Here is a 15552-nt window from a genome sequence, read left to right as displayed (position 1 = left end):
CCCTTTTCTATCTGTTACATCTAATTTATACCCTTTTACATTATTATATTTTTCTTCTATTTCTTTTAATGCTTCTTCATTTAAATCACATGCATATACTTTTTTTGCTCCTTCTTCTGCAAATTTTTCTACCATTGCTCTTCCTATCCCTCTTGCTCCTCCTGTTACTATACATACTTTACCCTCTAATCTCATCCGTTTTTACCTCCTTTTTTTTCTTGTATTCTTCTATACATTTCCTGAGCTATATATGAAGCTACATCGTCAGCATATGTGTTAGCTCCAAATCCTGCATCATATCCTATTTCTTTTACTAATTCATGTGTAATTCTTGGACCTCCAGCTATTAATATTACTTTATCTCTAAGCCCCTCGGCTTCTAATAACTCTACTAATTCTGTAAGATTTTTTATGTGAATATTTTTTTGAGTTACTATTTGAGAAACAAGTAATACATCAGCATCAAATTCTATAGCTTTTGCTACAAATTCTTCAGGTGGAACTTGACTTCCCATATTTAATGCTTCAAACATTTCATATCTTTCTAATCCATAATGTCCCGCATAACCTTTCATGTTCATAATCGCATCAATTCCAACTGTGTGAGCATCTGTACCTATACATGCTCCAATAACTTTTATTTTTCTTCCTATGTTTTTTTTAATAAATTCATCTGTTTCTTCCATTGACCATGTTGTTGATTCTACTTTTGGAACATGAATAGAAGTATAATCTACTGTATGTGTACAACTTCCATATGCTATAATAAACGTAAAGCCTTTTGTTAGTTCTTTATGATAAACAACCATTGGTTCGTCAAAACCCATTTTTTTCATTAATTGTTTGGCTGCTTCTACTGCTTCATCACCATCTGGAACTGGCAATGTGAAACTTAATTGAGTTTTACCATCATTCATTGTATCTCCATATGGTTTTATTGCTTTTAAATTTAATGTTTTATCAAACTCTTTTTTTTCTGTTGAATATAATCCTCCACTCATGGTCTTTCAGCCTCCAACATTATTTTAATAAATGGATTAAAGTATTTTTCTCCTTTTTCAAATACTCCATCTAAACCTTTTCCTCCATCAATTGGCCTTTTTATATTTGCAAATGTACCTTTTGAAAGAGAAACAAATAATCCATCTTGAACCATTTTCTCTAATAATTTTACTGATTCATCTAACACTTGTTGAGCTCTTCTTTGAATAATTCCGTCTTTTTTAAATTCTATTTCATCACCAATATTTTTTAAATTATTAAATATATATCTTGCATTTTCTATTGATAAGTATCTATCTGACATAAACGGTGTATGAATTGCTTCTGTAAGCATTCCCAATAATTGAATTCCTTGATGAGTCCAAATTGAAATAACATTAAATAATGCATCTTGAACATGACCTTTGAATATATTTCCTGTCATATATTTGGTTGGTGGCATATATTTTAATGGGGCTTTTGGAAATATTTCTCTTAACATTTGTGCTTGAGCAAGTTCGTATAAAAATCCATTTGTGAGATCTGGATTCATTTCAAATGCATGTCCCAATCCCATTTGTTCTTCTGGAATTCCTGCCATTAATGCAAGTTGTTCGTTAATAAAATCTGAAGTTAATACTGTATGTGCTTCTTCATATGCATCTGCGGTTGTTAAGTAATTATCTTCTCCAGTGTTAATTATGATTCCAGAGAATCCATTTATTACTCTTGAGAAATATTGATCTATTATTGTTCTTTTCATATTTATATCTCTAAATAATATTCCATATAATGCATCGTTTAACATTACGTCAAGTCTTTCTATAGCTCCCATTGCAGAAATTTCAGGCATACACAATCCTGATGCATAATTAACAAGTCTTATATATCTACCTACTTCTTCACCAACTTCATCTAATGCTTTTCTCATTATTCTAAAGTTTTCTTGTGTTGCATATGTCCCACCAAATCCTTCTGTTGTTGCGCCATATGGAACGTAATCTAATAAACTTTGTCCTGTTGTTCTAATAACAGCAATAATATCAGCACCCTGTCTTGCTGCTGCTTGAGCTTGAATAACATCTTCATGTATATTTCCAGTTGCAACTATTACATATAAATATGGTTGAGGACCTTCACCTAGTTTTTCTAGGTATTCATTTCTTTTTTTTCTGTTATTTTGAATTTTATTTATCATTTTCTCTACAAATGGTTTTATGGCTTCTTCTGATTTTTCTGGTGAATATACTTTAATTTTAGAAATATCTATTTCATCTTTTGATATTTTTTCTGCTATTTCCTGAGGAGTTAATCCAGTTTCTATAATTGCATTTCCTAATAAGAAAGCTGCTCCTTGATTTAATAATCCTTTTTCTTTTATATGATCTACTACTACATTTGGTAATGGTACTTCATTTTCATCTATTCCATCAATCCCAAGCAATCTACATATTGTTCTTTCAACTGAAACTGTTGACCTTTTATCAACAAACATTTGTACATCTTCAGCTATTTTTCTTGCCAAACTTCTTGCATATTCTACTTTTTTAAAGTCTAAACCTAATTTACTCATTAGAGTTTTCCTCCTTTTTTAGCTTTTCTATAGTTTCTATTAACTCTTTGTCTATTTTTAATATTTTGGCTATTGTTAAAGCTTCTTCTGGTACTATTTCTGTATTTTCTTCTATTAATGAATAATCTATAATTTCTGTTATATTATCTGGGGTTATATTTTCTTTTAATTTGTCTTTTTTTATTCCTTTTATTCTTAATTTTCTAATACTTTTCCCAGCTACGTTATTAAAATGTGTTGTTATCAAAGAGATTGAATCATGTTTGTTTAATATTTCTATTACGCTTTTTACTATTAATTTCCCTTCATGTGGATTGGTATTTCTTGCAAGTTCATCTAATAATATCAATGCATTATTTTTTTCTCTTATATACTGTAATATTTCATTTAATTTCAACATTTCTGCTGCATATGAAGATAATCCATTTAATGCTGATTGATAGTCGCCTGATATTAAAAATAATTTATTTAATATCTTTAATTGAGCTTTTTTTGCAGGAACATAAAATCCATATTGAAACATATATTGAGCTAATGCTAATGTTTTTAAAATTACTGTTTTACCTGTCATATTTGCACCAGTAATTAAAGTAACTCCTTTGTCTATTTCTATATCTATTGGTTGATAATTTTTATTTTCTTCTTTTAGTTTATCTTTTATTACTGGATTAAATAAATTTTCATACTTTATATGATCAGATATTTCAGGCATTGTTAAATTATATTCAATTGCTAATTTAGATTTTGCTAATACAAAATCTAATTCTTCAATATCTATCAAAGCCTGTTCAAGATCTTTACTATATTTACTAAGGTTTTCTGTTAATTTTTCTCTTATTTCATTTTCAATTTCTAATTCTTTTAAATATAATTTTTCTTTTTCTTCTTCCGAAACTAATTTTTTTAATTTTCTTATTTCTGCTAATTTTTCAGAATAGGAATCATATATATAAAATGTTGGCAATTCATTCCCATCAGGATCTAATATTTTTATTATTTCTGTTAAAACTGGCAACTCTAAATATGAAAATCTAGATATTTTTTTTATTTTTTCATAATAAATAGAAAAGTATTTTATTTCATATAGTTCTATATCATCTAATATATAACCGTTATTTAATCTATTTATTGTATTTGATATGTCTTTAATATACATAAGATTTTTTTGTATTTCTTCAGTTATTTCTTTTTTTGATTTTATAAATTCTATTGTTTCTTTTATTTTTTTTAATTCATTGTGTATTTTATCCTCTTCAATAAGAAATTTTAAATTTTTTATATGTTTTTGTCCTAATTGGGTTATTATTTCTAGTTTATTTAATATATATTCCAATTCAACCATAATTCATCTTCCCTTACATTTATTATTGGTAAATCTACTACTTTTTTAAGTCTCTTTTTTATTTCTTCAGAGTTTAATACATATCCACTTGGTGAATATGGATTTATTGTTATTGCTATAAGTTTAGTTTTTCTTAAAACTTTTATTTTTCCACCTTTTTTTGTAAATATATTATATGTTTCAGGTGATATGAAAATTTTTGTGAAATCTTTTACTATTAATTCTACATTTTTTAAATCTTTTTGATTATTTAGATATTTTAAAAATTTTTCTGTTAAAGCACCAGATATATATATTTTTTTCCCATATTCAAGTATATGCTTTTCTAATTTATTAAAAGAAAGTAATGATTTTATGGGGAGTTTTTTTATATTATTTGAGATGGCATAAATACCATCTGGTAATTTATTTATTTCTTCTTTATATTCACTTTCTTCTAAAGAAATCATATTTACAACATGCTTTGTTTTTTTTACTAATTCATTTATATTTATTGTTAATGCCGCCCCTGTTGCTAATATCATTGCATCTGTTATTACCGGAGAAGCGGGGCTCAATCTCGATAAAGCCCCGTCTATTAAAACTATTTCAGCACCTAATTTTTGCAATCTTTTTATTAATGTTTTTATTTTTATTGTGCTTTGTGGACCTGCTAATATTATCTTTCCTCTTTCTAATGCTTTTGCTATTATAATTCTTCCAAGTGATGTTCTTAAATCGTCTTCTATAGATAATATTTCGGATGTAAATTTTTTTTGTTTATAAAACATTTCTGTTGTAGCAAATATTGTTCCTTCTTTTATTTCTATTTCTGGTTTTGGCGTAGATGTTACTTGATCTATTGATTCACCATCAATACCAATTGAGGTTATGCCAATTTTTTTATCAATTTTTTTATCAATTTTTTTTATTATGTAATTTAATGTTTCTGTTTTACCTGTATTTTTTTCTAATCCAACTATTGAAATACTTTTAAATTCCACTTTTATTCTCCTTTAAATAATACAAGTGCTTCTCCGTCTACAGCTAGTTTTCCATCTTCTTTTATTATTTGTGTTGTTAATACTAAACGAGATTTTTCTTCTATTTTTTCTTTCACTACAATCTTTATTGTTATCTCTTCATCTAGATATATTGGTTTTAAAAATTTAGAATCTTGTTTCATATAGATAGTTCCAGGACCTGGAAATTCCATTCCTAAAACTGCTGATATTAGTCCTACGCTTAATATTCCATGAGCTATTCTTTTTTTAAATATTGTTTTAGATACATATTCTTCATCTAAATGAACAGGATTTTTATCACCTGTAATTTCTGCAAATGTTTCCACCATTTTTGCTGTAATTCTTCTTTTTACTTCATATGTTTGATTTAATTTTATTTCTTCATATTTCATTTTTTATCACCTAGATGTTCATATTTTTTTCTTAATTTTGCTCTTTCATGTCTTTCTAAATGATTTGGTTCTAATGAAATTCTATCTTTGCTATCAAAAAGTCCCGCAACACCATACCATTTATATTTTTCTCTATATATTGTATCATCTACGTCTGAAGAGGTATCTTCTGGCTCATGATATGTTGTTATTACACCTTCGTAATTTCTCAAAATAACTGTATGTTCATTTTGCGAAATTAAATAGTTTGGCATTAATCTTATTTTTCCACCACCACCAGGTGCATCTACAACAAATGATGGTACAGCAAAACCAGAGGTGTGCCCAATTAATGATTCCATTATTTCTAACCCTTTCGAAACTGATGTTCTGAAATGTTCAATACCTTGAGATAAATCACATTGATATATGTAATATGGTCTTACTCTTATTTTTACTAATTGATGAACTAATTCCATCATTATATATTTGCTATCATTTATTCCTCTTAATAATACTGTTTGATTTCCAAGAGGAATACCAGCATCTGCAAGTTTTCTACATGCTTCTGTTGATTCTGGTGTAATTTCTTTTGGATGGTTAAAATGTGTATTAATCCATAATGGATGATATTTCTTTAACATATTTACCAGTTCATCTGTAATTAACTGTGGGAATACTACAGGTGTTCTAGTTCCTATTCTTATTACTTCAACATGTGGAATTTTTCTTAATTCTTTTAATATATATTCAAGCATTGGAATGCCAACCATTAACGCATCACCACCAGATAATAGAACATCTCTAACTTGTGGCGTATTTCTTATATATTCCAATGCTGCATTTATATCTTCCATTTTTTTATGAGCATCTGTTTGGCCAGCAAATCTTCTTCTTGTACAATGTCTACAATACATTGAACACATATCTGTTATTAAGAATAAAACTCTATCTGGATATCTATGAGTTAATCCTGGTGCTGGGGAATCCTCGTCTTCATGTAAAGGATCAACCATATCCCATACACTTTTCACCAGCTCTTTTGCAGTGGGAACTGCTTGTCTTCTAATTGGACATTTAGGATTATCTGGATCCATTAATGATGCATAATATGGAGTAATTGCCATTCTTAATGTTTTTAATGCATTCTTAATTCCTTCTTCTTCTTCAGGTGTTAAGTTTATTACTTGTTTTAAAGTTTCTAAATCAGTTATTCTGTTTTTCATTTGCCAATGCCAATCGTTCCATTGTTCTTCTGTTACATCTTTCCATAATGGTATTTCAGTATAATGTCTTCTTTTCATATAAATCCCCCTTATTATATGTATAATCTTTCAAATAATTCTCTTATTTCTTTTGATTCTCTCAATATTTGTAAAGTTAAATCCGCATGACCTTTTGTATAACCATTTCCTATAATCATTGTAATATCTTTTCCTACTCCTTCAGCCCCCAAAGCTGCTTTTGTAAATGATGTTGCCATTGAGAAGAAGTATACTGTACCTTCATCTTTAGTTATTAAAATAGATGACATTTCAGTATTAGGAACATTTACATTATTAATTGTTACATCACAATATTTTCCATTTGTTTTTTCCAAAACTTTTTCATATATATCAACAGGTTTTGTAGCATCTGCAACTATTACTTCATGGGCTAAGTTCATTTCTTTTATCCTTTTAGCATTTTCTTCCGAATATTCTACAACTATTACCTTACCTGTATTACCAGCATTTTTCATTGCTTGATACGAACATAATATTCCAGATTTTCCTCCACCACCTATGATACAAACTGTATCACCTTTTTTTACTAATTTTGCTACTTGAGCTGGTGCTCCTGCTACATCAAGCGCTGCTAATGCTAATTTTTCCGGAATGTCTTCTGGTAATTTTGCATAAATTCCTGTTTCAAATAATATTGCCTGGCCTTTGATGTCAACTTGATCATTTTCAATATTTATTTTTTTTATTTTCTCTATTTTTAATGGCGTAAGGGATAATGATACTAATGTTGCAATTTTATCTCCAATTTTTAATGTTTTATCTGGGAAATCTGGACCTATTTCTTTTACAATACCTATTAACATACCTCCAGAACCTGTTACTGGATTTTGCATTTTACCTCTTTCATTTACTATATCAAGAATCATTTTTTCCATTTTTTCTATATCTTTATTACACGCTTCTTTTATTTGTGTAAAACTTGCTGAATCTATGTTTAACGTTAATACATCTATTAATATTTCATTTGAGTATATTTCCATTGTGTTATCTATTTTTTTTGCTGCTTGTGGCAATAACCCTTTTGGTTCAATTACTCTGTGTGTTCCAAACGGACAACCTTTTCTCATTTTATCCCTCCATTATTTTTTTATATTTAGTATTTTTCTTGCTTCTTCTGGAGTGGCTATTTCTCTACCAAGTTCTTTTGCTAATCTTACTATTCTCTCTACAAACTGAGCATTTGATACTGCTAATTCTCCTTTTTTATAATATATATTGTCTTCAAATCCAACTCTTACATGCCCACCCATTAGTATAGCATGAACTGCTAAAGGTAGTTCATATCTCCCTATACCTGCCACAGTCCATGTGCTACCCTGAGGTATGTGATTAACTAAATATACCAAATCATCAATTTCACCAGGAATAGCCCCTGGTACTCCCATTACGAAATCAAAATGAATAGGCGTTTCTAATAATCCTTTTTTTACTAATTTCAGAGCATTATTTATATGTCCTCTTTCAAAAACTTCTATTTCTGGTTTTATTCCTTTTTCTTTCATTTCTTTTGCAAATTTTTCTATATATTCTTCTGAATTAACAAATATATCTCTTCCAAAATTTGTAGTCCCTGCTGATAATGTAGCCATTTCTGGATTTAATTCTAAAGGTTGTTTCCTTTGTTCAAATGTATGATATACTGCTCCACCTGTAGATGGTTGGAATATCATATTACATTTTGCTTCTATTTTTTCTTTAATTTCTTTATATACTTCATATGATTGGGTTGGATTTCCTTCTTTATCCCTTGCGTGAACATGTGCTATAGAAGCTCCTGCAAGATAACATTCATATGCAGCTTCTGCTATTTCATCAGGAGTAATTGGAAGATTTGGCTGTTGTTCCCTTGTTACCTCTGCACCAGTTAAAGCTACTGTTATAATTAATTTTTCCATTACTTTCCCTTCCTTTGTTTATCTTTTGGAACTACACAAGTTCCACTTGCTCTACATACTACTATTGGTTCTTCTAAATAATCTGCTGCAGAATCTGATATATCAGGTCTTGGAGCTATTACTTTTTTAGCTTCAAAAATCATTTTTCTTGAGGTGTTTCCTACTTTTACTATTTCGCCAGTTGCCTCTATATAATCTCCTGCATACACAGGAGCTATAAATTCTATGTTATCATATGCTTTAAAAAGTCCTTCATCTCCATCATGCCTGATTAATAATTCAGTTGCTACATCACCAAATAATTGAAGAATTTTTGCACCATCTACTAAATTTCCACCATAGTGTGCATCGTGTAAACTCATTCTTACTCTTATCATTACTTTTTCACCCATATTTAAACCTCCTATACCTCCATTATTTTTAAATTTTCTGGAATAATTAATTCTGCTTCAGTAATCATTTTTAATTCTTCTAATGTTATGTCAGGTGCAATTTCTTTTAATACAAGTCCTTTATCAGTTGGTTCAATTACTGCATATTCAGTCACTATCAAATCTACTCTTCTTGATGAAGTTAATGGTAAATTGCATTCTTTTACAATTTTAGGTTTCCCTTTTGCTGTATGAGTCATTGCTATTATTACTTTTTTAGCTCCAGTTACTAAATCCATTGCTCCACCCATGCCAGGTATTAATTTCCCTGGTACCATCCAATTTGCTAGATGACCTTTTTCATCTACTTGAAGACCCCCTAATACTGTATAATCTAGATGTCCTCCTCTAATTAAAGCAAATGAAAAAGCCGTATCAAAAGTCATTGCACCAGGTAATGTATCAATAAATCTGCCTCCTGCATTTGTTAAATTTGGATTTGATAATTCTTCAGATACCTCAGAACCTATTCCCAATACACCATTTTCACCATGAAAAAATATATTCATACTTTTAGGAACATAATTAGCTACTAATGTCGGTAATCCAATTCCTAAATTAACTATATTTCCAGGTTTAAATTCTTTTGCAACTCTTTTAGCAATTCTTTCTTTAGGATTCATTATTTTCTCCCCCCTACTACAATATAATCTACCAAAGCTCCAGGGAAATGAACATCATCTGGTCCAAAAGTACCTGTTGGAACTATTTCATCTACTTCAACAATCACTATATCTGCTGCCATTGCTATTATGGGATTAAAGTTTCTTGCAGTAAATTCAAATTGTAAATTCCCCACATGATCAGCTCTTTTTGCTTTAACTAAAGCTACTTTTCCTCTAATCGCTTTTTCTAATATATATTTTTTACCATCTATTTCAATTATTTTTTTTCCTTCTTCAACTACCGTCCCTACACCAGTTGGAGTTAATATTCCACCTAAGCCAACACCGCCAGCTCTTATTTGCTCAATTAATGTACCTTGAGGTACTAATTCAACTTCTAATTCTTTTTCAATATACTGTCTTTGCGTTTCTTTATTAGTACCAATATGCGATGTAATAACTTTCTTAGCAAGTTTATGATAAATTAATCTTCCAATCCCTTTGTCTTCAAATGATGTATCATTACAAATAATAGTTAAATCTTTTTTATTCTGTTTTATTAACTCATCAATTAAAGTTTCTGCAGTCCCTACAGTTAAAAATCCCCCAATCATTATACTATCTCCATCGTTAACAAAAGAAATAGCCTCTTCGGCTTTTACTACTTTCAATTAACTCACCCCTTATATGAAATTTTCTTCACACTCATTATATTGATTTTAACATATGAAACAAAATCGCAAAAAATATTATTAATCCTGATTAAAGGCATTAATGTATCATTATCCTTTTTTAATTAATTTTTTTTCATATATAAAAAAAGGAACCAAATGGTTCCTCAATTTTTATAACTCTCTATTTCAAATATATAAAATTTTAAGTATTCCGTTTCTAATATATTATATAGTACAGGATGATCTGGAGATTGTGAGCCCCTATAAATTTGCTTTAAAAAAAGTTTATTATCTTTTGCAGCATCAAATACAATCTTTTTAAATTCTTCATCATATACTAATTGAGTGCATGAAGCGGTTGCAAATAATCCTTTATTTTTTGTAACCCTCATAGCTCTTAAGTTCAATTCTTTATATCCTCTTATTGCATTTCTAATTGAACTCCTTGATTTAGCTAAAGAAGGTGGGTCTATTATTACAAAATCAAAATAAATATTTGCATCATCAAAATTTCTTAACTGATCAAATGTATTTGTTTCAAACAATTCATATTTATCTTTTGAAATATTATTAGCTTTTAATGTTTTTTCCAATACGTGTAAAGCTCTTTCAGAATAATCTAAAAAAGTTACATGTTTTGCTTCTCCTATTAATGCATGGACTCCAAAATTACCTGTATATGCAAAACCATCTAATATTTTTTTATCTTTCGCTAAAAATTTTACTTTTAATGCGTTATATCTTTGATCTAGAAAGAAACCTGTTTTTTGACCTTTGGTATCTGCAAAAAATTTTATTCCATTAATCTCAAAGGGTATTAATTCTGGGCCTTTTCTATATATCCACCCTTCTACATATTCAAACCCTTCAATTTTTGCATTTTTTTCATCATCTTTTTCAAAGATTCCTTTAGGTTCAAATAATTCTATTAAAGCATCAACAATATACTTTTTTAATTTGTACACCCCTAAAGTATTTATTTGGATAACAAAATAATTTTCAAATTTATCTATAATTAAACCAGGAAAATAATCTCCTTCTCCAAATATTAATCTAAATGTTTTTTCATTATTAAGAAATATTTTTCTGTATTCATATGCATTTTTAATTTTATTTTTTATCCACTCATAATTAATTGATTCATGTTTTTTCGATAATAATCTTACTCGAATTTTAGAATTATCATTTATATATCCTCTTCCTATAAACTTTTTATTATGAAAAACATCTACAATCCCTCCATTTTCATAATCACCGTTTATCTTATCTATTTCATTTTCATAAATCCAAGAGTGACCATTTATTATTCTAGATTTTATGTCTTTCTTTAAATATACATTAACCATACTATCTCTCCTCATCATCTATAATCATTACCTATTATATCACATAAAAAGCACCACCTTAGGTGGTGCCCTTATTTTTTATTTAAAACCCAACAGACATGTTAACATTTATAGATGTATTCCTTGCGTTAAATAATTCTTCTATATCAATTGCTTCTGTACTTAATGAAGCATGAACTTCTGCAAGATATAAATTCAAACCTACTCCACCATTAAATGTCCAATAATTAAATGTATCATAATCATTATTAATATTATAGTTTTTAATTTCTGCCCAGAAAGGTAAAAATCCCCATAATAACCTTTTTCCTGCAGCTATTCCCCATGTAAAATCTTCTGTTTCAGGAGCATATTCAATCGAAGGAACAAAATCTAACAATATAGGTAGTGTAATGAAAAAAGTCATTTTCCATGGTTTGAATTTTGACCATAGTCTTTCATTTGAAGCACTTACTAAATTAAAGGAAGTAAATTCTAAGGTTTCTTTACTATATTCAACATTAGCAAATACATCATATTTATAAATACCAATACCATCTGCTATTGGAATACCTTTCACACCAAAACCTATTGATGGATAATCTTTACCAGCAACAAAACCAACATCTAAAGTGATAATACCATTATTCATGAGTTTTTCCATTAAGGTATCCATGTGATCAAATAATTTTTCAGGTCCCTCGGAAAGCAATGAATAAGTATATGGAAGATCATATTTTTCATCAGGAAATGCCGTTATTAAGAAATAATCATCACCATTATTTCTTCTTACTACATCATAAATTGGTAAAGTACTTTTAATAGTGCCTCCAAATGAAAAATCTTTACCTTTTAATCCAATATACAAACCTCCATTTACCCATAATGAATTTCTATAATCCAAATTAGAAAACCTATGCCAATCAAGATTTGAAAAAGTAATTTCTGGAGCTAAAACAAATGTCCCTAATTTTAATTTCCCATACATATCAAAATTAACACTTCTTGATAAAACATTTGAATCATCAAGATTATAATAATACCCTTCATTCCCAAACAAATTTAAATCAATAACTTCACTTAGCTCATCAAGACTTTCTTGAATTATTCCTGAGTTTATTTTACCACTTAATTCAATAAAGTTCCTTGCTGACCATGAAACTAGAGCTGGATTTAAATCTTTGTTCCATGGAGATAACGGATCAATTTGAGAAAATACTAAAATAGATAAACTCATTAATAAAACCACAAATAGTTTTTTCATATTTCTCCCTCACTTTCTTAAATTCAAAATTCTTCTATATATAATTCGTCTAATAAATAAAAATATTTATATTAATGCATTATTAATATTATACTATTTCTTATTAAAATATTCAAGTGTATAATGTATATATTTTTAAATAAATTTCATGTTAATTCATTTTTATAAAAATTAAGTGGGGCTATAAGCCGGATTCTGTTTTATCGGTCATTTATCTAAGCGGTCTACCTGGAAGGGGCAAACAGCATGCCGGGCAAGCTTACCCTTCCTATTTGACCTTGCTCAAGGTGGGGGTTACCAAGCCATCAGGTTACCCTGATGCTGGTGAGCTCTTACCTCACCGTTCCACCCTTGCCAATAATGGCGGTTTCCATTTCTATGGCCCTATTCCGAGGATCACTCCTCCCGGCAGTTAACCGGCACCTTGCCCTTAGAGTCCGGACTTTCCTCATGCCGAATTGTATTTCGACACGCGACCGATCGCCCCACTTAAAATTATTATCTATTTAAGTAATTAAATAATCTTCCTTGATACGTATTTCTTTTTTTCATTTCTTTTTCTAATAAATTTATTATTTTTATTTTTGACATTCCCCAATTCCCATGTAATACACCTTCTTTTGGGGGATCGGCGGCCAGACGATGAATAACAATTTTCGGGTCTAAATATTCTAAAAATAATATATTTCTATCTATAAATTCTTCAAAAGATAAAGGTTGGATTTCATTATTTTTATACATTTCTCCTAAAACTGTGTTTTCTGTAATGTAGAGAGAGTGTAATTTCACACCATCAACATTTAAAGCTGAAAGTATTTTAGCCCCTTCTATAATATCTTCTTTTTTATCCCACGGAAGATCGACTATCATATGAACAATAACTTCTATGTTTCTTTTCTTAGCTCGATTTACTGAATCAATAAACTCTGCTAATGAATGTCCTCTATTAAGAATTTTTAGCGTATTATAATTAACACTTTGAAGTCCAAATTCAATATATACATCCACTTTTTCTTTATATGATGCTATTAAATCTAATTTTTCTTCTTCAACTGTATCCGGCCTTGTTGATATATCTAATATAACTATTCTATCATCTATTAATGCTGAATCATATATTTTTTTTAGAATGTGGGGCGGAGCAAATGTATTAGTATTTGATTGAAAATATGCCATATATTTATTTGCTTTACCTTTATATCTATTTATCATAAATTCTATTTGCTCTTTTATCGGTGTTTTAGGTGATAGTGAAGCAAAACCACTTCCTGTTTCTTCACAATAAATACATCCACCTGTCCCTCTTAAACCTATTTTATTAGGGCATGTAAACCCTGCATTTATTGGTAATCTTTGAACACGTTCGCCATATCTCTTTTTTAAATAATCACTTAATTTATTATATAACACTTCAATTCTCCTTTTATTATTCTATATTTTTAGAATTAAATTTATTTTCTAATTCAAAATATAATTTATGAAATTTTTCATAATAATTAATCTCTTTTAATTTAGGATATTCTCCATCATAATATACCCATTCACCACCCACCATTGTAGCATACACTTTATTTATAGGTGAATATACTATATGAGACTTTATTCTGTTAAAATCATTTGGATAAAATTCTATTGATTTTAAATCTATAACAGCAAGATCTGCCATATAATTTTCTTCTATTCTACCAATTTTTTCATTTAAAGCATACCCTCCATTTTCCCATACCATTCTTAAGGCTTCTTTAGTCTTGAATTTTTCAGGCCCATTCATTTTTTGTAATAAAGCTGCTAATCTCATTTCCTCCCATAAATTTAAAGTATTGTTACTTGCTGCTCCATCTGTTCCAAGAGTAATATTTACTTCATGCTCCAACATCTTCAACAAAGGAGCTATTCCATTTCCTAATTTCAAGTTACTTGAAGGATTATGCGCAACAGTTATTTCATTTTTAGCAAGAATTTTTATATCCTTTTCGTTTACATGAACACAATGGGCTGCTATAACATTATTTTTAAATAATCCCGTTTTTTCTATGTCTTCAAATGAATACATATCTCTTTCATTTTTTGATTCATATAAATGAATAGTTATAAAAGTATTGTATTTTTTAGAAAGTTCAGCTACTTCTTCCAATTTATGCATAGGACAAGTATATGGTGCATGAGGACCAAATCCTATTTTTATGTTATTTTTACCATGATAGTTTTCAAATAAATAAATTGTTTCATCTATTCTTTTTTTCCATCCTTCATCATTATCATAACCTAATCCTCTTGTTAAGAATGCTCTAATACCAGTATTTTTCACAGCTTCTGCAGTTCCCTTCATGAAAAGATACATATCTACTACAGTAGTTACACCTTTAGATAACATTTCTAAAATAGATATCAAAGAGCCATAATATGTTAAATTATCATTTAATAGTTCTTCGCGAGGAAACATTTCATTAAATAACCAATCTTGTAATAACAAATCGTCTCCTATGCCTCTAAATAGGCTCATTGCTAAATGCGTATGTGTATTGATAAAACCTGGCATTATTAATTTATTAGACATATCATAAACTTTTTCAACAGTAATTTCAATTTTATCATTGATTTCCAATATTTTTTCATCTTCAATTAATATATCCATTTTTTTGATATCTGCATCAGCACTCATTAATACATAAGCATTTTTTAAAAGTTTTTTCATTTTATCACCCCAAAAACTTTTTTATTATTATAGCATATTTAAGTTAAATTTTTTTAAGTTTATAATGAAAAACCCCAGCTAACAAGCTGAGGTTTATGTATTCATC

At 28.8% G+C, this 15552-nt stretch carries 16 protein-coding genes and 1 other RNA gene; all 17 read right to left on the bottom strand.

Translation table 11 applies throughout. The features are described 5' to 3' along the window. Window positions 1-195, bottom strand: a 195-nt coding sequence (locus ACYQ44_RS09680) for an SDR family NAD(P)-dependent oxidoreductase (protein ID WP_459996951.1), incomplete at its 3' end; no start/stop codon positions are given. Continuing rightward, window positions 192-1001 carry a lysine 5,6-aminomutase subunit beta gene (gene kamE / locus ACYQ44_RS09675; protein ID WP_459996949.1) on the bottom strand — a complete coding sequence of 270 codons (810 nt, stop codon included), beginning with the start codon at window positions 999-1001 and terminating at the stop codon, window positions 192-194. The genes ACYQ44_RS09680 and kamE, both read right to left, overlap by 4 nt. After that, window positions 998-2554 carry a lysine 5,6-aminomutase subunit alpha gene (gene kamD / locus ACYQ44_RS09670; protein ID WP_459996947.1) on the bottom strand — a complete coding sequence of 519 codons (1557 nt, stop codon included), beginning with the start codon at window positions 2552-2554 and terminating at the stop codon, window positions 998-1000. The genes kamE and kamD overlap by 4 nt, the downstream gene beginning before the upstream one ends. Further along, window positions 2547-3896 carry a lysine 5,6-aminomutase reactivase ATPase KamC gene (gene kamC, locus ACYQ44_RS09665; protein ID WP_459996945.1) on the bottom strand — a complete coding sequence of 450 codons (1350 nt, stop codon included), beginning with the start codon at window positions 3894-3896 and terminating at the stop codon, window positions 2547-2549. The genes kamD and kamC overlap by 8 nt, the downstream gene beginning before the upstream one ends. Next, window positions 3872-4879 (bottom strand): lysine 5,6-aminomutase reactivase subunit KamB, encoded by a 1008-nt coding sequence (kamB, locus tag ACYQ44_RS09660; protein WP_459996943.1) that lies wholly within the window; start codon window positions 4877-4879, stop codon window positions 3872-3874. Before kamB ends, kamC begins: the two co-directional genes overlap by 25 nt. A 2-nt stretch (window positions 4880-4881) precedes the next feature. Continuing rightward, window positions 4882-5292, bottom strand: a complete 411-nt coding sequence (locus ACYQ44_RS09655) for a MaoC family dehydratase (protein WP_459996941.1) — start codon at window positions 5290-5292, stop codon at window positions 4882-4884. Beyond that, the gene (gene kamA, locus ACYQ44_RS09650; RefSeq protein WP_459996939.1) at window positions 5289-6575 is read right to left on the bottom strand and encodes a lysine 2,3-aminomutase; all 1287 of its coding nucleotides are present in this window, start codon (window positions 6573-6575) and stop codon (window positions 5289-5291) included. The genes ACYQ44_RS09655 and kamA overlap by 4 nt, the downstream gene beginning before the upstream one ends. Before the next feature lie 14 nt (window positions 6576-6589). Next, the gene (gene kdd / locus ACYQ44_RS09645) at window positions 6590-7624 is read right to left on the bottom strand and encodes an L-erythro-3,5-diaminohexanoate dehydrogenase (protein WP_459996937.1); all 1035 of its coding nucleotides are present in this window, start codon (window positions 7622-7624) and stop codon (window positions 6590-6592) included. A 12-nt stretch (window positions 7625-7636) separates the two neighbouring features. Next, window positions 7637-8452: a 3-keto-5-aminohexanoate cleavage enzyme gene (gene kce / locus ACYQ44_RS09640; protein WP_459996935.1), complete on the bottom strand. Its 816-nt coding sequence runs from the start codon at window positions 8450-8452 to the stop codon at window positions 7637-7639. Beyond that, window positions 8452-8844, bottom strand: a complete 393-nt coding sequence (gene kal, locus ACYQ44_RS09635) for a 3-aminobutyryl-CoA ammonia lyase (protein WP_459996933.1) — start codon at window positions 8842-8844, stop codon at window positions 8452-8454. Before kal ends, kce begins: the two co-directional genes overlap by 1 nt. 11 nt (window positions 8845-8855) lie before the next feature. Continuing rightward, complete coding sequence (locus tag ACYQ44_RS09630; RefSeq protein WP_459996931.1) at window positions 8856-9506, bottom strand: 3-oxoacid CoA-transferase subunit B; 651 nt, start codon at window positions 9504-9506, stop codon at window positions 8856-8858. Beyond that, a complete protein-coding gene (locus ACYQ44_RS09625) occupies window positions 9506-10159 on the bottom strand; it encodes a CoA transferase subunit A (RefSeq protein ID WP_459996929.1) in 654 nt (217 codons plus the stop codon). The genes ACYQ44_RS09630 and ACYQ44_RS09625 overlap by 1 nt, the downstream gene beginning before the upstream one ends. 167 nt (window positions 10160-10326) lie before the next feature. Beyond that, the gene (locus ACYQ44_RS09620) at window positions 10327-11508 is read right to left on the bottom strand and encodes a class I SAM-dependent rRNA methyltransferase (RefSeq protein ID WP_459996928.1); all 1182 of its coding nucleotides are present in this window, start codon (window positions 11506-11508) and stop codon (window positions 10327-10329) included. Between the two features lie 82 nt (window positions 11509-11590). Next, complete coding sequence (locus ACYQ44_RS09615; RefSeq protein ID WP_459996926.1) at window positions 11591-12751, bottom strand: hypothetical protein; 1161 nt, start codon at window positions 12749-12751, stop codon at window positions 11591-11593. A gap of 168 nt (window positions 12752-12919) precedes the next feature. Then, an RNA gene (gene rnpB / locus ACYQ44_RS09610) (RNase P RNA component class A) lies at window positions 12920-13243 on the bottom strand. A 6-nt stretch (window positions 13244-13249) separates the two neighbouring features. Further along, window positions 13250-14161 (bottom strand): tRNA modification radical SAM protein MnmL/YtqA, encoded by a 912-nt coding sequence (mnmL, locus tag ACYQ44_RS09605; protein ID WP_459996924.1) that lies wholly within the window; start codon window positions 14159-14161, stop codon window positions 13250-13252. A gap of 16 nt (window positions 14162-14177) precedes the next feature. Beyond that, complete coding sequence (locus tag ACYQ44_RS09600; RefSeq protein ID WP_459996922.1) at window positions 14178-15446, bottom strand: amidohydrolase; 1269 nt, start codon at window positions 15444-15446, stop codon at window positions 14178-14180. Window positions 15447-15552: the final 106 nt, after the last annotated feature.

This window comes from Marinitoga arctica (assembly GCF_054657315.1).
This window is presented reverse-complemented; position numbering and strand designations above follow the sequence as displayed.